Raw genomic sequence first — 21318 nt, forward strand, 5'->3', positions numbered from 1 at the left:
GTTGGGCGGCGTCGCTCGGAGGCGCCGCATGAACTACTTGACTACTCCGGTCTCCGACCGGCGCACCGTCACCAGGACTGCGAACAGGACGATCACGCCGAAGATGACCGTCTGGTAGTTCGGATCGACCTGGGTCAGGGTCATGCCGTTGGTCACAATCCCGAGCGTAAGCACGCCGATGACCGTGCGCAACGGCCCGCCGCTGCCACCGCTGAGTGCCGTGCCACCCATGACTACCGCAGCGATCGCGTTGAGCAGGAAGGGGCCGCCCATGCCCGGCGATGATCCGCCGCCCTGGCCGATGAGCATGAGGCCGCCGATTCCGGCGACCAGGCCCGAGAGCCCGAACATCCACAGCTTGGTGCGAGACACCGGCAATCCGGAGAGCCGCGCGACCCGCTCGTTGCCGCCGATCGCGTAGATGTGACGGCCGAACGGGGTGCGATATGCGATCACCGACATCACGATCAGCGCGAGCACGGCCCACCAGATGACGTTTGGGATGCCGAGGACATCCGCCCCGTTGACGAGGCCGTCGAGCAGCGGATGATCCATGAACACCGCCGCTCCTCCCGTGAGACGCAGGGCCAAACCGTCGAAGATGAAGAGCGTGCCCAAGGTCGTCAGGAACGACGGGAGCTTCGCATACGCGACAAGCACACCGTTGACCAGGCCGCACACCAGACCGATCGGCAGCGCGAGCCATATCAGCCCGGGGTTGCCAGCCGCGGTCATGATCACAGCGAGCGTGCCGGTGAGGGCCGCGACAGCGCCGACCGACAGGTCGATGCTTCCGGACAGGATCACGATAGTCGAGGACAGGGCGAGCACCATGAGCACAGACGACGCGCGCAGGATGTTGAGGAGGTTGTCGGGCGTGAGGAACGCCGGGCTCAGCGCACTGAACAGAATCATGAGGCAGATGACGAGCGCGTACGGCAGCAGCCGGGCTCCCCACCGCCGCCAGAAGGACTCGCGGATCTGCCTCGTCGCGACGAGTCCGGTCGCCTCTCTAGGCTCGGGGAGGTGCGCGTCCTCAACGGGATGCTCCGCGGATTCCGCCGTGTTGATCGACTGCTCTGTCGACATGGTCATACCATCCTCGCTACTATGGTCTCTTCTGTGAGCCCGGGGACCTCTGCGGTCCCCCACTCGTGCACCAATCGGCCGTCCTTCATGACTGCCAGACGATCGCTCATGCCGATGAGCTCACGCATATCGTCGCTGATCATCAGAATCGCGAGTCCTGCGGCGACAGATTCACGGAGGAGACTGTAGATCTCCTGGCGCGCTCCGACGTCGACGCCGCGTGTCGGATTGTCGAGCACCAGTACACGAGCACCCGACGACACGAGCCGGGCGAGCATCACCTTCTGCTGATTGCCGCCGCTTAGGGAGCCCACCAGCGTGCCATCGCCTGGGGCGACGATCCGGTGGCGGCTCATCGCCGTCGCGACATCCGCCTTCTCCCGCTTGGATGACAGCAGCCCTCCGCGAGTGAATCGCTTCAGGCTCGACCACGTCGTGTTCCAGCGGATCGACTGGAACATGCTCACGCCCTCGGCGTGCCGGTCCAGCGGCCCGTATCCGATGACGCCGAGCCTCGACACGGCGCGCCCGCTGGGCATCGCCCGGCCGACCGCTTCGATCGCGCCGACCGAGCTGATATCGCCCGCAATGGCTCCCGCAAGGTGCGACTTGCCGCATCCTGTGAGACCGCCGATGCCGTAGATCTCTCCTGCACGCACGTCGAGCGTCACGTCGGCGAAATGACCGGGGACGCCGAGGCGATCGACTTTGAGCGCCACAGCACCGAAATCGCCGGTGCGCTTGTCTTCAAGATAGTGATTGGCTTCACGATCGCGGCCGACCATCAGCCGATGGAGTTCTTCCTCATTCGTGTCGGCTGAGGCGCGTTCAGCGACAACTTTCCCGTCCTTGAGCACATAGATGCGGTCGCAGATCTCGAGGATCTCGTTCAGGCGGTGGCTCACGAACACGTACGTCGCCGCGCCCCGCGTGGAGCGCACGAAGGAGAACAGTTCGGCGACCTCGTCCTGGTCGAGCGACGCTGTCGTCTCATCCAGCAGCACCACAGGATGGTCCTGGCCCAGAAGCTCTGCGACGGCGAACGCTCGGGTGATCTCGACGAGCTGCCGTTGGTCAAGGGCGAGTTCGCCGACCATCGAGCGCGCATCGATTCCTGACCCGATCACGTCTCTGCCCGAGAGGTGTCGCTGCGCTGCCGCCCTCATCTGCCCCGTCTGCAGCACGCCAGCACGGGTGAAGTGGCGTTCGTGCCCGAGGTAGAGGTTCTCCGTCACCGAGAGATTACCGATCAGCCCCTGATCCTGGTGGGCACGGAACACACCGCGGCGGTTCGCCTCACCGTACGACCCGATGTCACGCACGCCGCCTGCGGTCTCGACGTATCCGGTCGAGGGCTGCTCGGAGCCCGACAGGATGCTCAGCAGCGTCGACTTGCCCGCGCCGTTCTCACCCACCAGGCCGATGATCTCGCCCCGACGAATGGCCAGCGATACGTCGTCGAGCGCACGAACCCCCGGGTAGACACGGCCCACCCCGTGGGCGGCGAGGACGGTGTCCACGTCGGTCGGGGCGATCGTCTGGCTATTCATCAGAGATCGAGGGCGGCAAGGGCCTCGAACGCGAGGCCGTGCCCGAGGTTCGTCTGCATCGTCGTCCGCAGGTCGCGGTTCAGCACTTCACGCGAGTAGCGCAGCGCGAGCATGCTCTTGGCCGCCATCTCGCCGGCGATCTCGAGCGCTCGCGACAGTGACTGCCCCTGCGGGACGACCTCGTTCACGACGCCTGCCGCCTTGGCCTCCGAAGCGCTGAGCTTCTCTCCCGTGAGCAGGAAGTAGCTCCCGCGACGCTGGCCCATCGCGTTGATCCACGCGGTGTGGACACCGTCCCCCGGCACGATCCCGTTGACGAAGTGCGCGGCATCCTGGAAGTACGTGTTCTCGGTCGCGACGACGACGTCCGCCAGGATCGCGATCTCCGAGTGGATGCTCGCGGGCCCGTTGACCGCGGATATGACCGGCACGCGGATCGCCAGCAGATTGTTCAGAAGGCGCTGGCCCTCGTAGACGCTGTTGTCCCAGTCGAGCGGGCCATTGAGCACGAAGCTCGAGAAGTCGATGGCTTCGCAGTACGCGTCGCCCGCCCCGGTAAGCACGACGACCTTGGTCTCCGGGTCCGTGCCGATCTCGGCGAACGCGTACGCGAGCTCGTCATGGACAAGGCTGTCCCACACGAGGGACCCGCCGTCGGTGTGCAGAGTGACGACGAGGATTCCCTGGTCGTCACGTTCCATCTTGATGCGCTTGTACTTGTTCTGGTACGCGGCCAGACGCGGGGCGACTGATGACATTTCCGTTACTCCTCTGTGAGTGGATGAATGGCCGAGAGGGCGGGCTATCGCGCCATCACACCGGCGTCGACGGGGACGGCCAGACCCGTGACGTACTTGCTGTCGTCGGATGCGAGCCATGCCACGGCCGCACTGATCTCCTCAGGAGCGAGGAATCCGCTCACCGGCATGGGGAGCATCGGGGTGAACGAGCCCGCGAACAGCTTCGCGTCCGCGCCTTCGCCCTGCAGCAGCGCTGGGCCGGTCTTGTCGGTCGTGAGCGGTGTGGCCACCGGACCGGGGTTGATCGTGTTGACGCGGATGCCGTGCTCGGCGAGCTCCTGCGCCGCCACGGCGGCGAGGCCCTGCACTCCGTGCTTCGACGCCGCATAGGCGCCGGTGAACGGCAGACCCTTGATGCCCGAGACGGAACTGATGATGATGATCGATCCACCACGCTTCGCCTCGACCATTCGAGGCGCGAACGCCTGAATGGTGTTGAAGGTGCCGGTCAGGTTCACGCCCATGACCTGATCCCACACCTCTATCGGAGTCTCGAGCACTCGCCCGTACGCTCCCATCCCTGCATTCGCGACGAGAATGTCGAGGTGGGGGAACTCTTCGGCGGTCTCGTCCGCCACCCGCGCGAGCGCTTCGCGGTCACGGATATCCGCCTGAGCGGTGTGCGCCTTGCGGCCCAGCTCCCGCACCAGGCGCGCGGTCTCCTCGAGCTCTTCGTTCGTACCCAGCGGGTACGCGACGTTAAGCTTCTGCCCTGCCAGGTCGAGCGCGATGATGTCTGCGCCCTCCGACGCGAGCCGGATGGCGTGGGCGCGTCCTTGACCGTGGGCGGCACCGGTGATCAGGGCGGTCTTGCCCTCGAGTCGAGCGTTCATGCGTTCCTCCAATTGCTGGGTCTTGTGGTGCGGCGTCAGTTTCGCGCCCCGGCGAGCGACAGGGCGCCGAGGACGTTGCCCTGGAACTCCGTCTTCTCACGGACAGAGCCGTACGGATCCTCGAACTTCGATTCCCACAGCGCGTTGAGCGCATCCAGGCCGCCGTCCGATTCGAGTGCGGTCTGGTACGCCTCGGGCCATGCCCACCCGGCCGGCTGCTCCGTCGGGTTGACGCCCGCAGGCCCCCACTCCGTCTCGGCAGGATTCGGGATGACGCAGTGGTGCGGCGTGATCCAGTCGTCGCCGTTGAGGTGGCGCGACATCTTCGCGGCATCCCACAGAACCGGCTTGTCTTCTCCGGTGAGCTCGAGCAGCGCGGCTGCCGCGTCGGGCGTGTCGATGATGATCGCGTCCGTATCGATGAACGTTTCCAGCGGGTTCATCTCCACGCCATTGATGTAGTCGAACAGTCGAACCGCTCCGAGCACGCCCGAGAAGGCGATGAGACCCGCGGACGTCGCAACGATGCGGTCCTCCTTCGCCATCATTGCGAGGAACCCGGGATCGCCATCCATGCCGCACAGCAGAGCAGTGGTGTTGCGAGCCGCCTTGAGCGCCGCAAGCGCGCCAAGCGCGACGCCATCGTTCAGGCAGAGGACGAACTTGACATCCGGGTTGGAGGGCAGCAGAGTCTCCAACGCTGTTTGCGCTTTAGTGATGTCCCAGTCGGTGTACGCGTTGGCAACCAGCTTGACATCGGGGAACTCCTCGATCGCCTTCATCGCTCCGAAGCGACGCGCGGTCTCCGACAGCCCGCCCTTGGGGCCGCCGAGCAGGATCAGATCACCGGCGCCGCCACCGCGCTCGAGCAGGATCTTCGTGACGACGTACGACTCGTCCGCGAACGGCCCACCGACGTTGCCGAGGAAGTGCCCGTCGAACTTGGGGTCCGCAGGCGAGAACCAGGGCAGCCGGTTAGAGAGGTTCTGGTACGCGATGCCGTCGTCCGCGAGAACCTTCGCATACCGATCGATGCTCGCATCTGCGACGAGGTAATTGAAGACGCCCTTGACCTCGAGTGCGCGGAACTGCTGCGCCTGAGACAGCGCCTTCTGCATGTCGCCATCGTGCGAGGTGAACGAGTTCCGAGCACCCAGGGCCGCTGCGGCTGCCGCGAAAGCACGGTCCGTTGAGTCGAACGCGGGAACGTTGGCGATCAAGTGGTCCATGAGTAGTGGCCCGTTCGCAGCGCCGCCTCCGGATGAGCCTGCACTCCCGCCGGCTCCTGTCGTGGCGCACGAGGCGAGAAGCCCTGCGCCGAGGGCGGTGATGCCGGCGACGCCGGCGATCCGGAAGACGTCTCTGCGTGAGAAGTCTCGCGGTGAGATGGGATTCATAACAAACTCCTTTGTTGTCATCAATGATGTGAGACGGGCGTTCGGGTCGCGCGTCCGGTGCGGCCTCGACGTCGAGGCCGCAGGTCCCGCTGGGTTCGCTACTTGGCGACGAACCCTCCGTCGACCGGCAGCGCTACACCGGTGATGAAGCTCGCCCGATCGCTGGCGAGGAACAGCGCCGCGTTCGCGATCTCCTCGGGCCGGCCCCGGCGGCCGAGCGGGATGTCGTTCTCGACCCAGTTATTCAGCCGCTGATCCAGGTTCTCGGTCGTCTCACGAGACCAGAACTGGGGCAGCATCGGGGTGTCGATCGGCCCAGGGCAGATCACGTTGACGCGAATCTTGGGGGCCAGCGAGAGCGCGAGCGCCTTCGCGTACATCACGACGCCGCCCTTGGCGAGCGAGTAGAGCGGGCTCAGCCCCGAGCCGACGAGCCCTGCGGTCGACGCAGTGAACAGAATCGACCCGGTGTGCTCGGACTTCTGCAGCAGCGGAATGCTCTGCTGTGCGACGAAGTAGGAACCCGTCATGTTGACGCCGATAGAGAAGTCGTACTGCTCGATGCTCACTTCGTGGCCGGTGGCACCGGGCGTTCCGGCGTTCGCGTAGACGATGTCCAACTTGCCGAACTGTCGATCGATGTCATCGATCACGGCCTGGATACGGCTCACGTCCGTGACATCCATCGCCACGGCGATCGCAGAGTTTCCGGCAGCCTCGATCTCGCTGACCACGGCCTGCGCGCCCTCGATGTTGAGGTCTGCCACGACGACCGTGGCGCCTTCCTGAGCCATCAGCAGTGCGCTCGCACGCCCCATGCCCGACGCTGCGCCCGTGATGAGTGCAATCCTGCCGTCGAGTTCCTTCATCTGATCCTCCTTGATCCGGACGCGTCGTAGTCGCGTCATCGTGTTTCGAATGCCTTGAGCTCGACGTACTCGTCGAGGCTGTACTTGCCCCACTCGCGACCGATCCCGGTCTGCTTGAAGCCCCCATGCGGGCCTGCCGTGACGTTCGCCAGGCAGTTCACCCCGACGTTCCCCGTGCGCAGTCGGGAGGCGACCCGCCATGCCTTCTTGTCGTCACCGGACCAAACGCTCGCGTTGATTCCGTAGATCGAGTCATTGGCGATCGCAGCCGCCTCGTCCTCTCCGTCGAACGGGATCACCACGAGCACAGGGCCGAAGATCTCTTCCTGGGCGATGCGCATGTCGTTGCGGACGTCCGCGAAGAGTGTCGGACGAATCCGGTACCCGGCGGAGTACCCCTCCGGGGCGCCTCCGCCGGCGACCAAGCGGGCGCCCTCCTGCTTGCCGATCTCGATGTAGTCGAGAATCCGGCGGTACTGGGTCTCGTTGACCACGGGCCCGACGCCCGTGGTCTCGTCGTCCGGTTCGCCATCCGCGATCTGCGCCATCTGCGCGGCGATCGTCTCGACGATGCGGTTGTAGATAGGACGTTCCACGAGCAGACGCGTCAGCTGCCCACACCCTTGACCCGCGTGCTTGAGGTTGCCGGGGTCCGTGGCGATGAAAGCATCGAGATCGGCGTCAGCAAAAACGATGTTCGCCGACTTTCCGCCCAGTTCGAGGCTGATGTTCTTGACCGTATGCGATGCAGACTGCATGACCTTCTTGCCGACGGTCGTGCTGCCGGTGAAGCTCACCATGTCGATGTTGGCGTCGGTCGACAGCGCGTCACCGACATCAGCACCTCCGCCGAGGAGGATGTTCAGCACGCCGGCGGGCAGCCCCGACGCTGCCGCTTCCTCGGCGATCAGCGCGGCGTCGAGCGATGTTCCCGGATGCGGCTTGAGGACCATCGTCGCACCGACGGCGAGGGCTGGAAAGATCTTCTGAACAGCCATACGAAACGGATAGTTGAACGGCGTGATCCCGGCAACGGCACCAACAGGCACGCGCTGCACCATTCGCACGACGTGCGCCCCATCCTGTCCGCTGAGTGGAGGCCCCGTCACGGAGTGGGACTCAATCTCGTCGAATGTGCCGGCAATGTGCGCGTAGTCAAAGGCCGACTTCAGAGGAGCATCGGTCTGCACGCTTTGCGCCCACGAGCGCACCGCACCTGCCTGATGGATCGCGATCTGAACCAAATCTTCGCGACGGGCCTGTAGCCGAGCGGCAAGATCGTGGAGGATCTTTGAGCGCTCAGCCGGGAGCATCCTCGGCCAGGGTCCTTCGTGGAACGCCCGCGCCGCGGCTGAGGCGGCTTCCCGAGCCTCGGCGACCGTGGCGGAAGGTGTGATCGCGAGGAGCTCTCCGCTCCACGGCGAAATGATCTCGCACGAGCCTTCGCCCTCACGGAGCTCACCGTCGATCAGGTGACGCGGACTGGCGACATGGATGCCGTGCGCTTCGGTGCTAACGGCCAAGGCTTCGTTGCTCATGTCAGAGACACTACATGATCCATGCAATTCAAGACAACTATCGTGTTCATGAATATAGATTGATGAGCGGCGGGGACCCGCACTATGATTAGCATGAAAGCTACGAACGCAGAACTAGGATTGAGGTTGCAGTGACAATTACGTCCCGAGCAGATTCCGCCAGTCCGCCTGCCGCTCGGTCGGATTGGTCCCTTACTGCCACATCAGGCGCCCTAGGTCGGCAAGTGAAGACAGCGGAACGCGTCGCCTCGGCTATCGTCACGATGATTGCCGACACCCGGATGCAACCTGGCGACCGACTGCCCAATGAGTCGGAGATGCTTGAGCAATTCGGCGTCGGCCGCGGCTCACTCCGCGAAGCGCTGCGCATCCTCGAGATCTACGGCCTCATCAATCTAAAGTCAGGTCCGGGCGGCGGACCGGTGCTGCTCAATGTCGAACCGGGTGACGTGAGTCGCAGCTTCTCCCTCTATCTCCACCTTCGTGGTGCGACCATACAGGAGCTCGCAGATACGCGCTTGATACTTGACCCTCTGGCTGCTCGAATGGCTGCCGAGTCGATCACGCCCGAATCAGCGGCGCTCCTGCGGTCCACCCTGGAGCGCGAAGCAGAGTCGATCGGACAGAACCAGTCGGTGTTTTTCGCGGCGAACGACGTTCACTACGTCCTGGCGACAATGACCGGAAACCGAGTGTTCGATTTGGTCGCCACCGCACTGAAAGAGATGTATACGTCGCGGCTAGCCTTCACGGCGTTGGGTGAACGAGTGGCGCGACCTGAGGTGCACAACGACCACAAGCTGATCGGGGAGGCCGTTCTCGATGGCGACGCGGACCGGGCGGAGGAGCTTATGCGCGATCACCTCATATCCAGCCTCGGAAAAGCTCTGGAGTCCCCAGGATTTGCAGCGAGCACGATCGGCTGGGCCTGAGCTCAAGGGTTGAGGATCGTCGACCACCACGTTCCGGGCAGTCGGCGTTACCAGCCGCCATGACTTAAGTGGTCAATCCCGAGGGCGTCGGCTGGGCGTTCAGGCTTGAAGCCGGCTCCACCTCTGCATCCGCAACTGCTGCGGCCCGCGGCGGAGAGGGCACGTATACCTTCGAAGGCGTCTGCACTATCGCACCTGAGGACACACTCGCTGTGGACGAGGACGTCGGTGTCGGGTTCAGCGGGCGATCGAAGCGACTAGGCCGTGTTGCTAAAGCTGTTTCGCTCCCGCGTGCGTGAGTCTGGATGTTGTGTCGCGTGATGTGATTTCTGACGAGGCTTGGGCTGTGATCGGGCCGTTGTTCCCGCACGCGAAGGTCACTGGGCGGCCGCCTGAGGATCGTCGCACGGTGGTCGAGGCGACCGCGTGGCGGTTCCGGACCGGGGCGCCATGGCGGGACGTACCGGAGCGGTTCGGGAACTGGAACACGATCTACAAGAACTTCAACCGGTGGGTGGACGCCGCGGTCTGCGCGAAGGTGCTGGAGAAGACCCAGTCTCTCGCACAGCAGGCCGGGGACCTGGACTGGGGGACCTCGATCGACTCCACGATCGTGCGCGTGCACCAGCACGGCGCCACCCTCCCGCGCACCACAGCGGGCTCACCTGAGATGCAGGAAAATCGGGGCGGAGCCGCCTGATCACGCGATCGGCCGCTCCCGCGGCGGGCTGACGACGAAGAACCACCTCGTCTGCGACGGGAAGGGTCGTGCTCTCGCGTTCGCTCTGGAGCCTGTCGGCGATGCCGGCCCGTTCACGTTCGTCGCCGACGCCCACAATGAAAGTCCGAAAAGGCGAACGGGTGATCAACACCGTGGTGATCGCAACTGGCGTCAACGCCGACGGATGCGACGAGGTTCTCGACCTGCGCGTCGCGACTTCGCCGCCACACACGACCTCAATAGGCATCAGTGATCGACTAAGACTCAGCGTCACCCCCACAACTTACCGGCCAACCATGGGCTCAAATCCCTCGCATGTTCGGCCCCGAGCCTGTGCAACTGCAATTGGGGTAGAACCCGCGTCATATCTCCCCGATCTCCTGCCCGAGCCTTAGATAGATCTCGGTGACCGCCTCATCATTGACGCGGTACCTGACCCACTCCCCGCTTGCGCTCCGCGCGAGGCGGAACTGCGAGCAGCAGCCCAGCAGCCTCCAGCTCTCCGAGATACGGCACGAGGGTCGACGCCGGCACTTGCAGCGCGTCGGCGACAACTTTCCGCCCGACGTCCGGGGTCTTCCGCAGCTGGCGGATGATGCCGGCCATCACGCGGTTGCCGAGGATGGCGAGAGGGCCCTCGGCTCCGTCTCCGTCTGCAGGACGCGAGTATTTCGGCATCCTCCCATTGTGCTCGTGCTCCGCGGGCGCGTCCAGACTAAGCACACGAATTACCCGTTTACTTTCAGACTGAACGGGTGTACCGTTCAGTGCATGTTTGAGAAGGCGCTGCAGGTTCCGCTTCATTTCGGGAGTGGTTCTGTGCGCTTGTCCCCCAAATGGCCTACAGACGTCGTCAACCGAACCGGAGTATCGTCCACACCGTCACTGCGGCGCATGCCGGCTCAGTGCAGTCCGCGCATCGTCGCCATCCTGGATCTTCGGGAGGGCTGACCATCGTGGCCAGGGAGCGGGAGCGAGGACGCCACCTGCTGTGGGCGTGGATCGGCGGCGCAGTCCTGGTCGCGGGCATCATCGCCATCCTCATCAGCTCGATTCTGAGCTCTCCCGGCCCGGCACCCACAGCCACCGAGACGGCACCGACGACGACGCCGACGTCCGCACCACCGAGCAACGAACCGTCCGATGTCGTCGACAGTTCAGTCACGGATCGTGGATGGGTTCCTGAGCCGATCACCACCGACGCGGATGCGTACATCCGCAGTGCGCTCGAGGCAGCGGCGACGTTCGACACCCAGCTCAGTGACCGTGACGCCTGGCTGACCTACCTCGACACCTGGTTCACTCCCGACACGCGCTACACCTCCGAAGCCGACCGGGAGGATGCGCTCGCTCTGGTCCGACTCACGATGCGTCAGGCAGTCGTGCTTCCTGAGGACGACTGGAACTCACTCGCAAGCGAGAAAGGCCGCGTCCGCGCCACGGTGAAGGGCGACATTGACTACTCGCCGGTGTCCGAGGACCCGACCGGGCTGATGAAGATCGGCACCGTCGACGTCACCCTCACGTTCACCCGCGCGGACAACAACGGCACCGAGAACTCCTACGACGAGCACGCCCGCGTCAGCGTGCAAGTTCTGTGCGGCGGAGAGACCGTCCCCACACCTGACAGCGACCAGCAGCCCGGCGATTGCAAGATCGTCCGCTACTTCTCGGAGCCGATGGAGCCCTGACGTGGGCGCGCCGCTGCTACTCCTGTCGGGACTCGCGAAAGCGAGGACCGCACGCCGGATAGTGGTCGCATTCTTCGTCACCGTGCTGCTGGTCGTGCTGGTTGCCTTCAGCCCGCTGATCGTGGTTCCCCTGGCGCTTGCCGGATTCCCTGCCCCCGCTGCGCAATCCGCACTTCCTGGCTCGCCACCCGTCACGAGTGGCCAGTGGGGGTATCCGCTGGCTGGTGATTACCGCAAGGGACGCGGGTTCGGACACAACCCCGTCAGCGGATGCAGCTACTGCTCGACCGAGCACAAGGGCTATGACATGGTGCAGGGCTGCGGAAGCACCGTCTTCGCCGCGGGCGCCGGTGTTGTGATCACTGCCGGGTCCTACTTCGGCTGGGGCAACACCGTGCGCGTCGACCACGGTGATGGCGTCGAGACCCTCTACGGGCACATGCAATGGGACTCGCTCCGCGTCGCCGTCGGTCAGCACGTCGACGTCGGGGCTCCACTCGGCGCAGAAGGCAGCACCGGTCATTCCACAGGCTGTCACCTGCACTACGAAGTCCGCCGCCACGGCGTCGCCATCGACCCGCAACCATTCATGGCCGTGCTCGGCCTGCCGCTGAAGTGATCCAAAGGAGAATCATCGTGAAGCTGCCATCCGACGTCGACGTCCCGGATATCAACCCGGACTTCTCAGCCCCGTTCTTCCAGGGCTTTCAACTCATCGCCTCCTATATCCTCGCCGGCGCGATGCTCGTGGTCCTGATCATGCTGATCCTCGCCGGCGCCGCACTCGCGTTCCGCGGCCTCGCCTCCGATCGCGTGAGAACGTGGGCCGGCGAGAACATCCTCTGGATCTTCATTGCCGCGGCGATCCTGGGCGCAGCCAGCGGCCTGTTCGCCTGGTTCGTGAACTTCGACTTCGGCTTCTGATGCACACCATCCGCACGGCCACCGCAGGAATCCTCCTGGGAGTCCTCGCGGTACTGTGCGCGATCGGTCCGGCGGATGCCGCAACGCTGTCATCACCCGCTGCTGCCGTGCAACCGCACACTCAGCTGAACAACGTGAATGGCGAGTCCTGGTCGGCACCGGCATACCCGGTGACCTGCAACGAGGCCTCCGGCCAAGTCTCGTGCACACCAACGAACCCCAGCGACGTCAAGCCCCAAGCCTGTTTCGCGAAGGTCCTCATGAGGGGCGCCACTGTCACCGTCTGCACGACCTACGACGGCCACCACGCGGCGATCGTCTCTGCTGGCGGCGTCCCGCTCCTCGTCGATTACGGGTGCAGTTTCGGGGACGCCGTGTGCGCCACGTTCGAGAACGCCGGACGGGGAATGGCCCTCACGGCGACTTCCGCGATGATGCTGGTCGCCTCGAGCATGAGGTTCGACACGAGCAGCGTCTTGTGGACGGCCGCCGTGAACGAGTGGTCGTTCTGGCAGTGGGCGGTGCTGGTCGTGCTGTTCGCGGCCATGGTCTGGTCGATCGCCGCAGCAGTCGTCTCCGGTGACCGTGACGAGCTCGTCGGGGTGATCATCCGGAGCTTCCTCGCGGTTCCTGCCGTGCCACTCACGCTATGGATGCTGGGGCATCTGCTCAACTCGGTCGATGACCTCACCTGGTACATCCTCAACCGTGACGGCCCGGCCGTCCTGTTCCGCACGTTGCAGAAGGTGATGTGGGCTGGCGGACACGCGAACTACTTCTTCGCGTTCCTCATTCACGGGATGTTGCTGCTCTCGATGCTGCTGCTGGTTCTCGTCTTCACCTTCCGCAACATCGCGCTGGCCGCGCTGATCACCGTCGGTCCGGTCGCCTGGATGCTGTTCCCGGTCAAGAGCATCGGACCGCAGTGGGTGGTGCGCTACGTATCCGCCACGGTCGCGCTGCTGTTGTCGGGTCCGTTGACGATCGGGTTCGTGACGTTGATCATCAACGGGCTCGCCCAGGTGAAGACGATTTGGGATCCGCAGTCCTGGCCGCTGATGATCGGCCTTGCTCTTGCCGCGTTCGCCCCGTTCGCCGTCTTCGGGTTGTTCAACTTCGTGGGCGCGTCAGCGTCCGACGCGCTCGGATCACGCCTGGGGTCGGGGGCCGGGCGTGCCGCGTCGGGTGCGGCGCGTTCCGCAGCCCGCCTGCCATCGCGACTCGGGTCGCTGCCGTCTGGAGTGACACGGGCCGCAGTTCCCGCCCGCGCCGCCGCCCAAGCCGGTTCCACCTCCGCGCGACGCGGCGTCGCCCGACCTGCAGGCACGAGCACTACGGGGTCGCGGCCGGCAGCATCCGCTTCTTCCGCCGCACCGAAGAAGCCGACCTCGCCCCGTCCGGCGTCACCGCCCACATCCGCACCCGCTCCTAGACCTGAGGGGAAGCAGTCATGACCTCCGCATCCGACAGCTCACGACCGGTCCGTCTCCCCGGGCGGTCCCGCCAGGGAATCGTGCTCGGGATGGACGGCTGGCAGCTGGCGTTCATCGCGGCCGCAGCGGTCGTCGTCCTCATCTTCGTCAACCGCTTCGGCCCGGTCGGCCTGCTCTATGCGGCACCGATCTACCTCGCACTGGGAGTCTCGGCTGTGGTCACGATCCACGGCATGTCCGCCCCGAGAATGGCGGGACTGTGGTTGATGAAGCAGCTGCGCCACACGATGGGCGCGACCGCGCAGACCTATCGGCCGGAGCGGCCGCAGCTGGTCGGGACCGTGAACCTTCCCGGCGTACGCGCATCCGTGCAGCTGTGGGATGTCGAAGGCGTCGCGTGCGTGTACGACCCGCGCGGCCACACCGTCTCCGTCACTGCCGAGCTCGAGGTGCAGGGGTTCCTCATGCACGACGAGTCCGAGCGCCTCGACCTTGCTCAGCAATGGTCACGCGTGCTCGCGTCGTTCACCCAGCGTCCCGGCATCAAGCGGGTGACCTTGCAGGAGCGCACCTTGCCCACGACCATCCGCAGCGCCCGCGACCACTACGACACGGTGATCCAACAGCGTGAACTGGACCGCACGACCGTTCTCACCGACAACTACGAACGAGTGATGAACGACTCGGAGCGGTTCGCGGTCGCCCACCGCAACTACCTCACCTTCACGCTGGACCTGATCGCATTGAGTGCGCAGGTGAAAGCCCTCGGCGGAGGGCGCGAGGGGGCGCAGGCGCTGGCGTTCGTGGAAACGCGCACCCTCTCGGACGCGTTGAGCGCAGCGAAGATCGCGGTGCGGAACTGGCTGTCGCCGCGCGAGATAGCCGCCCTCACCCGGGTCGCCTTCGATCCGGAGTTCGCGTCGACCATCCAGAATCGGACGGACGACCATGCCGGCGTCGATCTCGCCGCGATCGGGCCGATGTACCTGGAGGAGCCGCGCGGGGTGAACCATCTCGTGCGTACCGACTCCGGCGTGCACACCACGATGTGGATCCACGAATGGCCCCGCTCCGACACCCACGTCGGATTCGTGTCCCCGATCGTGTTCGCCCGCCATCCCCACACCGGCGAAGCCATCACGCACATCCTCTCCCTGGTACTCACACCCGTGCCGTTGAAACGGGCACTGAAACGTGTGCGGGATGAGAAGAAGGTGTGGCGCGGCAATGAGCGGCTGCGCGCAAAGCGCGGCGTGGACGGTTCGGCCGCGGATGCCGCGGACTGGAACGCCCTGCAGAAAGAGGAGCAGGAACTCGTCGCCGGCCACGGCGAGTTCCGGTACGGCGGCTACCTCACCGTCACCGCCCCCGACGAGGAGCAGCTCGATCAAGCCCTCGCCGGCATGCGGAACGCACTCGCGCAAGCGGAGATGGAAGCGCAGATCCTGTATTGCCAGCAGGCCGAGGCACTCATGGTGAACGCGCTCCCGATGGGCTTGGGAATGAAGTAATGACGCGTCAACGCATCGACTTCGTGCCCGGCGGCCTCTCGCGCAAGGAGCGCCGCCAGGGTCGGCGCGCACGGGCGAACGACGCACGCGACTACGAACCGCCCCGGGCCCGCCGCCGGGAGACGTCACTTCCCGAACCGGCCGTGTCCGGTCCGTTCGGCCCCGGGCTGACAGAGTCCGGGTATTGGAATCTCGCCGCGGTGAACATCCCACCTCACCAGGCGACGTCGCAGCACGTCGCCGGCATCTACCCCTTCGTCGCCGATGTCGGCCTCGGCCATCGCGGTCCGATCCTCGGCGTCGATCTGAACGCGGACGCGCTCTGGCATTTCTCCCCTGGGAGACCTACGCCGACACCACCGACCGAGGCTCGTTCTCCACGAACGTCCTGGTGCTCGGCGCCTACCGTGGAGGCAAGAGCGCCGTCATCAAAACGCTGGTCACCCGCTCGATGGCGTTCGGCCACCAGGCTGTCGTCCCCTCCGACCCGAAGGGGAATGGAGCGCAGTCGCAGAAGCGATCCCGGGCGGCAACGTCATCCGACTCGGCGGCGCTTTCGATACCCGCCTCAACCCGCTCGACCGCGGGCCCCGCCGCACCGGTGTCACCGACGAGCAGCACGAACTCATGGTCAAGCAGCGCCGCATCACCGTGCTCACCTCCTCGTTCAGGCCGCACTCCCCGGCGCACACCTCACCGCCGTGGAGCACGCGGCGCTCCTGGAGGCACTCGATCGATGCATCGTCCATACCGACGATCAGCCCACCCTGCGTGGAGTATTCGCCGAACTCACACAGATCAGCACCGAGACCAACAAAGATCGGCATCTGGCGCACGGCGCCATCCAACCGAGCTTCGTCCTTCGACGCTTCGTCAACGGCGATCTGTCCGGCCTGTTCGAGGACCACTCCACCGTGCGTTTCGACGACGACGCCCCGATCGTCGTCGTCGACACGTCCGAACTATTCGCCCGCGGCGACCTGGTCGCGCAACTGTCGCAGATCTGCACAACCGCGTGGAACCAGGCCGTAATCTCCGACCGCAACGCACACAAGACCCGGTACGTCATCCGCGAAGAGGGCTGGCGCGACATGACCTCACTCGCGTCCCTGCAGATGTACCAGCAGTGGTTGAAGCTGTCACGCCACTACGGGATCAGCAACATCGTCATCCTGCACAAGATGGGGGATCTGGATGCCGTCGGCGAAGCCGACTCCCAAGAACGCAACCTCGCCTACTCGATCGCCGGCGACATCGAGAACAAGTTCATCTTCCGCATCAACCAGCAGGAAAGCGCCAGCATCCAGCAGCGTCTCAGCGTGCCACCCGCGCACGCCGACATGGCCCGCCAACTGCGCAAGGGCGAGTTCCTCGCCTACGTCGGCCAGTACTCGTACCTCGTCGACGCGTTCGCCACATCGACGGACTGGGAGTACGGGCTCTTCAAGACGGACGACGCGATGGAACTCCCCTATCTCGGGCCGGTGAACTGCAGTACTTCGAGCCACCCGACCTCGATGCTGTCTGGCCGGCGGACACCGACGTGGACGGCTGGCTGACGTCAAGCAAGGAGCTGAAATGACCATCGACACCACTCCCCGCGCCTATGCGACCGTCACCGGCGCGGGCGCCACCTTCATCGCACCAGACGGACACAGCGAACCCATCACGGCATCCCCCGATGAGGACATCCGCCGCGTCATCGTCCAACGGGCAGCTGCCGAAGCCCGGCGGACCGGCACCGCCCTGGAACTCATCACCTCCGGCGACCGCGGCGACCACCATCTCCTCGTCGACAGCACCGGCGAACTGACCGCCGTCCCCGTCATGCCCGTCACCAGGCGGAGACGCGACGACAGCGCTCCGGTGCAGGCATCGGACGCCGGCGAGCCCCCGGCCGAGGTGACTCCAGGACCTGAGGACGAGCCGCACCGTGCATCGTTCATCACCGCGGATTCTCCCGACCACAGGCGGAGCACGGGCTGGCGCGGGACCTCCTCCCGGCTCGGCATCCAGATCCCCGAATCAGCACGCCGCCGCCAGCGCCAGGTCAACGAGGTGAATGTGTCACGGCATTGGGCCGGCTACCGGGCGATCGCCGTCGCGAACGGCAAGGGCGGGGTCGGAAAGACCATGACCACGGCGATGCTCGCATCCGTGTTCGCTCGCCTCGGTGGAGGCAACGTCCTCGCCTGGGACAACAATGACACCCGCGGCACGCTCGGCTGGAGAACAGAGCAGGGCACGTACGACACGACCGTCCGCGACTTGCTGCCCGTGACCGGTGACCTGCTCGCCCGGGAGGCGACAGTCTCGGACATCTCCCGCTTCGTGCACCATCAGTCCGCCGACAGGTACGACGTGCTGCGCTCGAACCCCGAGCTGCTCGCGACGCATCAACGCATCGAGTCCGCCGAGTTCGGCGAGCTGATGAGGGTCGCTACCCGCTACTACCGGCTCGTGGTCTTCGATTCCGGCAACGACGAGTCCGCCGACCGGTGGCTGCGCATGATCGACGCGTCCCACCAACTCGTCATCCCCACCCTCCCCTCCCCCGAATCCGCAGAATCCGCCGCACTGCTGCTCGAAGCCCTCCGCGACAGAGACGAGCACTCCGCACGCCTCGCCGACAATGCCGTGCTCGTCGTCACCCAGCCCGAAGCCGGAGCGCGCCGAGCCCCGAAGACCATCGCGACAGGGTTTGACGGTCAGGTGCGAGCCGTGGAGACCGTCCCGTTCGATCCTGCGTTGAAGAGCGGCCCGCTGCGATTCGACTCCTCCGCCCCCGCACCCGCGATGCCTGGCTCGGCGTCGCCAGCGCCGTCAGCTCCGGACTGGATTGAGGTGCCACCATGAACACCGGATGGGCTGGAAAGGCCGCGGCGGTCCTCCTAGCCGCAGGCTTCGCACTGAGCTTGGTGACCGCACTGATCGCGGAAGCCGTCACCGCGCTCGTCTGCGGGGAACGACCGCAACCGGCCAGTGTGTTTGCCGGCCTCCTGCTCGGCGTCACCGGCGACGCATCCCAATACACGTCCTCGTGCCCGATGCCGGTGTGGCAGATCCGCGCACTGGACCTCCTGCTCCTGCTGCTGGTGGCCGGCACGGTGATCGCCCTGTTCGTGCTCTACCGGCGCTACAAGAGCTCCGACCGGGCCTTCATCGCCGATCTGCGCGGCCGGCCCGGATTCGCGAGCGCCTCGGAAGTGCGCCAGCACCTGTCCGCCCGGGCAGTTCTGCACCGCGCACGGCAACTGCGACCGGATATCGACAAACCCCAACCCACCGACGTCGGATGGCGCGTCGGCCGCTCCCGCGGCCGCGACGTCTACGTCTCCATCGAAGACTCCGTCGCCCTTGAAGGACCGCCCCGCTCCGGCAAGGGATACCGAGTCCTGATCTCCGCGATCCTGGACTGGTCCGGCCCCCTCATTACCACCTCCACAACCAACGACAACCTCACCGCGACAATGCGGCTGCGCCAGGAACGCGGCGACGTCCACGTGTTCGACCCGCAAGGACTATCCGGCGTCCGTCACCCGCTGCGCGTGAGCCCCCTCGCCGGATGCGAAGACCCCCTCGTCGCGATGCAGCGCGGCAACGCGATCATCACCGGCACCGCACTCGGCGCCTCGACGACCAACGGAGAGTGGGCACAGGCATCCGGCGTCGTCCTCGGCCGGCTCCTGCACGCCGCCGCGATCGGAGACCGCACCATCGAGGACGTGTACGACTGGGGATCCAGCCCCGCCTTCGCCCGCACCGCCGTCGACGTGCTCCGCTCAGACGGCGCCCCCGGATGGGGCGACAACCTCGAGGCCACGATCAGCGGCGACGAGAAACTCGTCTCCTCCATCTGGTTCGGCGTCCAAGGCGCCGTCGCCCCACTCGCCGTCCCCCAGATCCGCGACGCCCTCATGCCACGCCCCGGCGACCCCACCCTCGACCCCCGCGAATTCCTGGACGGCGCCAACTCGCTCTACCTGATCGGATCGTCCTCGGGAGCAGCCGCCATGGGCGGGTTCCTCGGCGCGCTCCTCGACGACATCGTCGAAGTCGCCCGCGCCCGAGCCCTCGCCTCCCCAGGATCACGGCTCGTGCACCCGCTCGGCCTCATCCTCGACGAGATCGCCAACATCTTCCGCTGGGACGCCCTGCCGCGAACCATGGCCGACGGCGGCGGACGAGGAATCTGCACCTTCGTCGTCCTCCAAGCCCTGTCCCAAGCAGAAACCGCCTGGTCCCGCGCCGAAGCAGACACCATCTGGGCCGCCGCAACCGCGAAAGTACTCCTCGGCGGCGCATCCCACGTCGCCCACCTCCGCGACATCGAAGCACTGCTCGGCGCACGCGAAGCGCGACGCACCGAACGCTCCTGGAACACCGAACAGCAGGGCCACCACACCAGCGAACGCCAGGAAAGACTGCCCCTGATGTCCGTCGATGAGATCCGCCGCATGCCCGAAACCCTCGGGCTGCTCGCCTACCGCAACCGACGCGGCGTGCTTCTCGACCTCGCCGGATGGGACGCGCGACGCGACGCGAAAGCGATCCAGCAGGGCAAGACCAGCACCGAAGCCGAACAGCGCCTCGTCTTCGGTGCCACCAACCGGCGCACCCCTCTCCCGCAGCACCACGAGGACACCGAGGAAACGACCCCGCAACCCGCGGAGGCGGTGAACGACGAATGACCAATCGACGCAGAACCGGACTGAAGAACCTGTACCGGAACGAGTTCCTTCGCTCACCGGCATGGTTCGCCCGCCGCGACCGCTGGTTCCGAAACTGCACCAACAACGGCACGGTGGCCTGCGCTGCCTGCGGAGTGGTGACAGCCAAGGCAGAGTTGGAGCTGCACCATCGCGACTACCAGGGCGTCCGCATCGTGCAGGGAACCTGGCAGGCGTGGGAAGACGACGAGGACCTCATCCCCCTGCACCCTAGCTGCCACGAGCTCCTGCACCGACTGATCGACCGCGACGTCGTACTCGCACAGCACCGCACCCGTCGCGACGCCTCCGACCACGCACTGCGAACGCTGCAGCTGAAGCTCCAGAACGTGGAGGCCGCGTCATGAGCAGATACGACCGGGAAGACGTCGACGCCCTGCTCGCCCAAGAACTCAGCGGACTCAACCTGAGCTCCCGCTCCGTCGGGTCAGGCATGATCGGCGGCGCAGTCACGAACTGGCGTGAACTCACCGACGGTGAAGCCGCCGAACACTGGCAGGCACTGCGTGCATGGGTCGAGTGGTTCGCCACCCGCTACAACATCCCCGTCAGCATCGTCCCCGACTGCTGGTGGAGACACGGCCCCCTCGTCGAAGAACTCTCCGCCCTCCACACCGCGCACGTCGCCGCGTTCGACCCCAGCGACAGCGGATTCGGCCCGATCGGCTGGCACGAACGCCTCGCCATCGCGATCCCCCGCCTCAACCGCTCCTACGGAGGCGGCTGCAACAACGGACACAAGCCCACAAGACCCCGCTCCTGGGTCAACGCGACCGACGAGCAGGAATGGGAGGCATGGACCACCCAGGCCCACGCCGAGTGAGGGCGCACCGCGCGTCCGCGACGAAAGGAATGAACGATGACCACCAAGATCCCGGTCACGCTGGAGGGCAACCTCACAGCCGACCCCGACCACGGCGCTGGCGAAACGGGCAACGAGTACGCCCGCTTCACCCTCGCCGTCAACGACCGCAGGCTCAACGAGGAGACCGGACGATGGGAGGACGCCGGCACCGTGTTCCACCGCGTCGTCGTGTTCAACCAGCAGTCCCGCCACGTCACCGATTCGCTCCACAAGGGCGACTCCGCGATCGTCGTCGGCGACCTCCGCTTCGGCAGCTACACCGACAAGGAGACCGGCCAGACGCGCGAGACCCGCGACGTCATCGCCGACAACGTCGGCGCCTCACTGAAGTTCGCCGACGTCTCCGTGAACCGCGCCCCAAAGCTAGCGGCCCCGCAGCAGACGCTTCGGGGCCGGTAGCAGCACCGGCCTCGTACGCCGGTGCAGGTGTCGCGC

21 protein-coding genes and 1 pseudogene are annotated in these 21318 nt (G+C 65.8%); 14 read left to right on the plus strand and 8 right to left on the minus strand.

Features of this window, described 5'->3' with window-relative positions:
• Positions 1 to 33: 33 nt before the first annotated feature.
• From QUE33_RS09200 to QUE33_RS09230, 7 genes are all read right to left on the minus strand, one after another.
• On the minus strand, positions 34 to 1095 hold the full coding sequence (locus QUE33_RS09200) for an ABC transporter permease (protein ID WP_286299356.1): 1062 nt from the start codon (positions 1093 to 1095) through the stop codon (positions 34 to 36).
• Positions 1092 to 2639 (minus strand): sugar ABC transporter ATP-binding protein, encoded by a 1548-nt coding sequence (locus tag QUE33_RS09205; RefSeq protein ID WP_286299358.1) that lies wholly within the window; start codon positions 2637 to 2639, stop codon positions 1092 to 1094. The genes QUE33_RS09200 and QUE33_RS09205 overlap by 4 nt, the downstream gene beginning before the upstream one ends.
• Positions 2639 to 3397, minus strand: coding sequence for an enoyl-CoA hydratase/isomerase family protein (locus QUE33_RS09210; RefSeq protein WP_286299360.1), 759 nt, complete (start codon positions 3395 to 3397; stop codon positions 2639 to 2641). Before QUE33_RS09210 ends, QUE33_RS09205 begins: the two co-directional genes overlap by 1 nt.
• A 44-nt stretch (positions 3398 to 3441) precedes the next feature.
• Positions 3442 to 4272, minus strand: a complete 831-nt coding sequence (locus QUE33_RS09215; protein WP_286299362.1) for a mycofactocin-coupled SDR family oxidoreductase — start codon at positions 4270 to 4272, stop codon at positions 3442 to 3444.
• A gap of 35 nt (positions 4273 to 4307) precedes the next feature.
• Complete coding sequence (locus tag QUE33_RS09220; RefSeq protein WP_286299364.1) at positions 4308 to 5669, minus strand: sugar ABC transporter substrate-binding protein; 1362 nt, start codon at positions 5667 to 5669, stop codon at positions 4308 to 4310.
• Between the two features lie 98 nt (positions 5670 to 5767).
• The gene (locus tag QUE33_RS09225) at positions 5768 to 6538 is read right to left on the minus strand and encodes an SDR family NAD(P)-dependent oxidoreductase (protein ID WP_286299366.1); all 771 of its coding nucleotides are present in this window, start codon (positions 6536 to 6538) and stop codon (positions 5768 to 5770) included.
• A gap of 35 nt (positions 6539 to 6573) precedes the next feature.
• Positions 6574 to 8076, minus strand: a complete 1503-nt coding sequence (locus QUE33_RS09230; RefSeq protein WP_286299367.1) for an aldehyde dehydrogenase family protein — start codon at positions 8074 to 8076, stop codon at positions 6574 to 6576.
• Between the two features lie 224 nt (positions 8077 to 8300).
• On the opposite strand from QUE33_RS09230, the gene QUE33_RS09235 reads away from it, so the two are divergent.
• From QUE33_RS09235 to QUE33_RS09245, 3 genes and pseudogenes are all read left to right on the plus strand, one after another.
• Positions 8301 to 9008 carry a FadR/GntR family transcriptional regulator gene (locus QUE33_RS09235; protein WP_286299369.1) on the plus strand — a complete coding sequence of 236 codons (708 nt, stop codon included), beginning with the start codon at positions 8301 to 8303 and terminating at the stop codon, positions 9006 to 9008.
• A gap of 346 nt (positions 9009 to 9354) precedes the next feature.
• Entirely contained in the window at positions 9355 to 9708 is a 354-nt protein-coding gene (locus tag QUE33_RS09240) for a transposase (RefSeq protein WP_286299371.1), read from the plus strand.
• 91 nt (positions 9709 to 9799) lie between these two features.
• Positions 9800 to 9950, plus strand: a pseudogene (locus tag QUE33_RS09245) (transposase); the annotation flags it as partial.
• A 196-nt stretch (positions 9951 to 10146) separates the two neighbouring features.
• Here the strand turns inward: QUE33_RS09245 and QUE33_RS09250 are convergent.
• Positions 10147 to 10407 carry a hypothetical protein gene (locus QUE33_RS09250; protein ID WP_286299373.1) on the minus strand — a complete coding sequence of 87 codons (261 nt, stop codon included), beginning with the start codon at positions 10405 to 10407 and terminating at the stop codon, positions 10147 to 10149.
• Positions 10408 to 10685: 278 nt separating this feature from the next.
• Here QUE33_RS09250 and QUE33_RS09255 point away from each other — a divergent pair, with 278 nt between their 5' ends.
• From QUE33_RS09255 to QUE33_RS09305, 11 genes are all read left to right on the plus strand, one after another.
• Positions 10686 to 11420, plus strand: coding sequence for a hypothetical protein (locus QUE33_RS09255; RefSeq protein ID WP_286299376.1), 735 nt, complete (start codon positions 10686 to 10688; stop codon positions 11418 to 11420).
• 61 nt (positions 11421 to 11481) lie between these two features.
• Positions 11482 to 12039: a M23 family metallopeptidase gene (locus tag QUE33_RS09260; RefSeq protein WP_286299378.1), complete on the plus strand. Its 558-nt coding sequence runs from the start codon at positions 11482 to 11484 to the stop codon at positions 12037 to 12039.
• Between the two features lie 17 nt (positions 12040 to 12056).
• Entirely contained in the window at positions 12057 to 12344 is a 288-nt protein-coding gene (locus tag QUE33_RS09265) for a hypothetical protein (RefSeq protein ID WP_286299381.1), read from the plus strand.
• Positions 12344 to 13798 carry a hypothetical protein gene (locus tag QUE33_RS09270; protein WP_286299384.1) on the plus strand — a complete coding sequence of 485 codons (1455 nt, stop codon included), beginning with the start codon at positions 12344 to 12346 and terminating at the stop codon, positions 13796 to 13798. The genes QUE33_RS09265 and QUE33_RS09270 overlap by 1 nt, the downstream gene beginning before the upstream one ends.
• Entirely contained in the window at positions 13795 to 15288 is a 1494-nt protein-coding gene (locus QUE33_RS09275) for an SCO6880 family protein (RefSeq protein WP_286299386.1), read from the plus strand. The genes QUE33_RS09270 and QUE33_RS09275 overlap by 4 nt, the downstream gene beginning before the upstream one ends.
• A 701-nt stretch (positions 15289 to 15989) precedes the next feature.
• A complete protein-coding gene (locus QUE33_RS09280) occupies positions 15990 to 16847 on the plus strand; it encodes a hypothetical protein (protein ID WP_286299388.1) in 858 nt (285 codons plus the stop codon).
• A gap of 19 nt (positions 16848 to 16866) precedes the next feature.
• Positions 16867 to 18144: a MinD/ParA family ATP-binding protein gene (locus QUE33_RS09285; RefSeq protein WP_286299389.1), complete on the plus strand. Its 1278-nt coding sequence runs from the start codon at positions 16867 to 16869 to the stop codon at positions 18142 to 18144.
• Entirely contained in the window at positions 18141 to 19979 is a 1839-nt protein-coding gene (locus tag QUE33_RS09290) for a type IV secretory system conjugative DNA transfer family protein (protein WP_286299391.1), read from the plus strand. Before QUE33_RS09285 ends, QUE33_RS09290 begins: the two co-directional genes overlap by 4 nt.
• The gene (locus QUE33_RS09295; RefSeq protein ID WP_286299396.1) at positions 19976 to 20365 is read left to right on the plus strand and encodes a hypothetical protein; all 390 of its coding nucleotides are present in this window, start codon (positions 19976 to 19978) and stop codon (positions 20363 to 20365) included. Before QUE33_RS09290 ends, QUE33_RS09295 begins: the two co-directional genes overlap by 4 nt.
• Positions 20362 to 20841 carry a hypothetical protein gene (locus tag QUE33_RS09300; protein ID WP_286299399.1) on the plus strand — a complete coding sequence of 160 codons (480 nt, stop codon included), beginning with the start codon at positions 20362 to 20364 and terminating at the stop codon, positions 20839 to 20841. Before QUE33_RS09295 ends, QUE33_RS09300 begins: the two co-directional genes overlap by 4 nt.
• 36 nt (positions 20842 to 20877) lie before the next feature.
• Positions 20878 to 21282, plus strand: a complete 405-nt coding sequence (locus tag QUE33_RS09305) for a single-stranded DNA-binding protein (RefSeq protein WP_286299401.1) — start codon at positions 20878 to 20880, stop codon at positions 21280 to 21282.
• The last annotated feature ends 36 nt before the right edge of the window (positions 21283 to 21318 follow it).

This window comes from Microbacterium suwonense (genome assembly GCF_030296555.1).
Taxonomy (GTDB): Bacteria; Actinomycetota; Actinomycetes; order Actinomycetales; family Microbacteriaceae; genus Microbacterium; species Microbacterium suwonense.

Excerpts from the sequence above, each read along its gene's own strand:
- QUE33_RS09290 (WP_286299391.1), top strand. The coding sequence starts at position 18,141 with ATGAACACCGGATGGGCTGGAAAGGCCGCGGCGGTCCTCCTAGCCGCA.
- QUE33_RS09275 (WP_286299386.1), top strand. The coding sequence starts at position 13,795 with ATGACCTCCGCATCCGACAGCTCACGACCGGTCCGTCTCCCCGGGCGG.
- QUE33_RS09220 (WP_286299364.1), bottom strand. The coding sequence starts at position 5,669 with ATGAATCCCATCTCACCGCGAGACTTCTCACGCAGAGACGTCTTCCGG.
- QUE33_RS09225 (WP_286299366.1), bottom strand. The coding sequence starts at position 6,538 with ATGAAGGAACTCGACGGCAGGATTGCACTCATCACGGGCGCAGCGTCG.
- QUE33_RS09295 (WP_286299396.1), top strand. The coding sequence starts at position 19,976 with ATGACCAATCGACGCAGAACCGGACTGAAGAACCTGTACCGGAACGAG.
- QUE33_RS09200 (WP_286299356.1), bottom strand. The coding sequence starts at position 1,095 with ATGACCATGTCGACAGAGCAGTCGATCAACACGGCGGAATCCGCGGAG.
- QUE33_RS09300 (WP_286299399.1), top strand. The coding sequence starts at position 20,362 with ATGAGCAGATACGACCGGGAAGACGTCGACGCCCTGCTCGCCCAAGAA.
- QUE33_RS09305 (WP_286299401.1), top strand. The coding sequence starts at position 20,878 with ATGACCACCAAGATCCCGGTCACGCTGGAGGGCAACCTCACAGCCGAC.
- QUE33_RS09250 (WP_286299373.1), bottom strand. The coding sequence starts at position 10,407 with ATGCCGAAATACTCGCGTCCTGCAGACGGAGACGGAGCCGAGGGCCCT.
- QUE33_RS09205 (WP_286299358.1), bottom strand. The coding sequence starts at position 2,639 with ATGAATAGCCAGACGATCGCCCCGACCGACGTGGACACCGTCCTCGCC.
- QUE33_RS09230 (WP_286299367.1), bottom strand. The coding sequence starts at position 8,076 with ATGAGCAACGAAGCCTTGGCCGTTAGCACCGAAGCGCACGGCATCCAT.
- QUE33_RS09215 (WP_286299362.1), bottom strand. The coding sequence starts at position 4,272 with ATGAACGCTCGACTCGAGGGCAAGACCGCCCTGATCACCGGTGCCGCC.
- QUE33_RS09270 (WP_286299384.1), top strand. The coding sequence starts at position 12,344 with ATGCACACCATCCGCACGGCCACCGCAGGAATCCTCCTGGGAGTCCTC.
- QUE33_RS09210 (WP_286299360.1), bottom strand. The coding sequence starts at position 3,397 with ATGTCATCAGTCGCCCCGCGTCTGGCCGCGTACCAGAACAAGTACAAG.
- QUE33_RS09285 (WP_286299389.1), top strand. The coding sequence starts at position 16,867 with ATGACCATCGACACCACTCCCCGCGCCTATGCGACCGTCACCGGCGCG.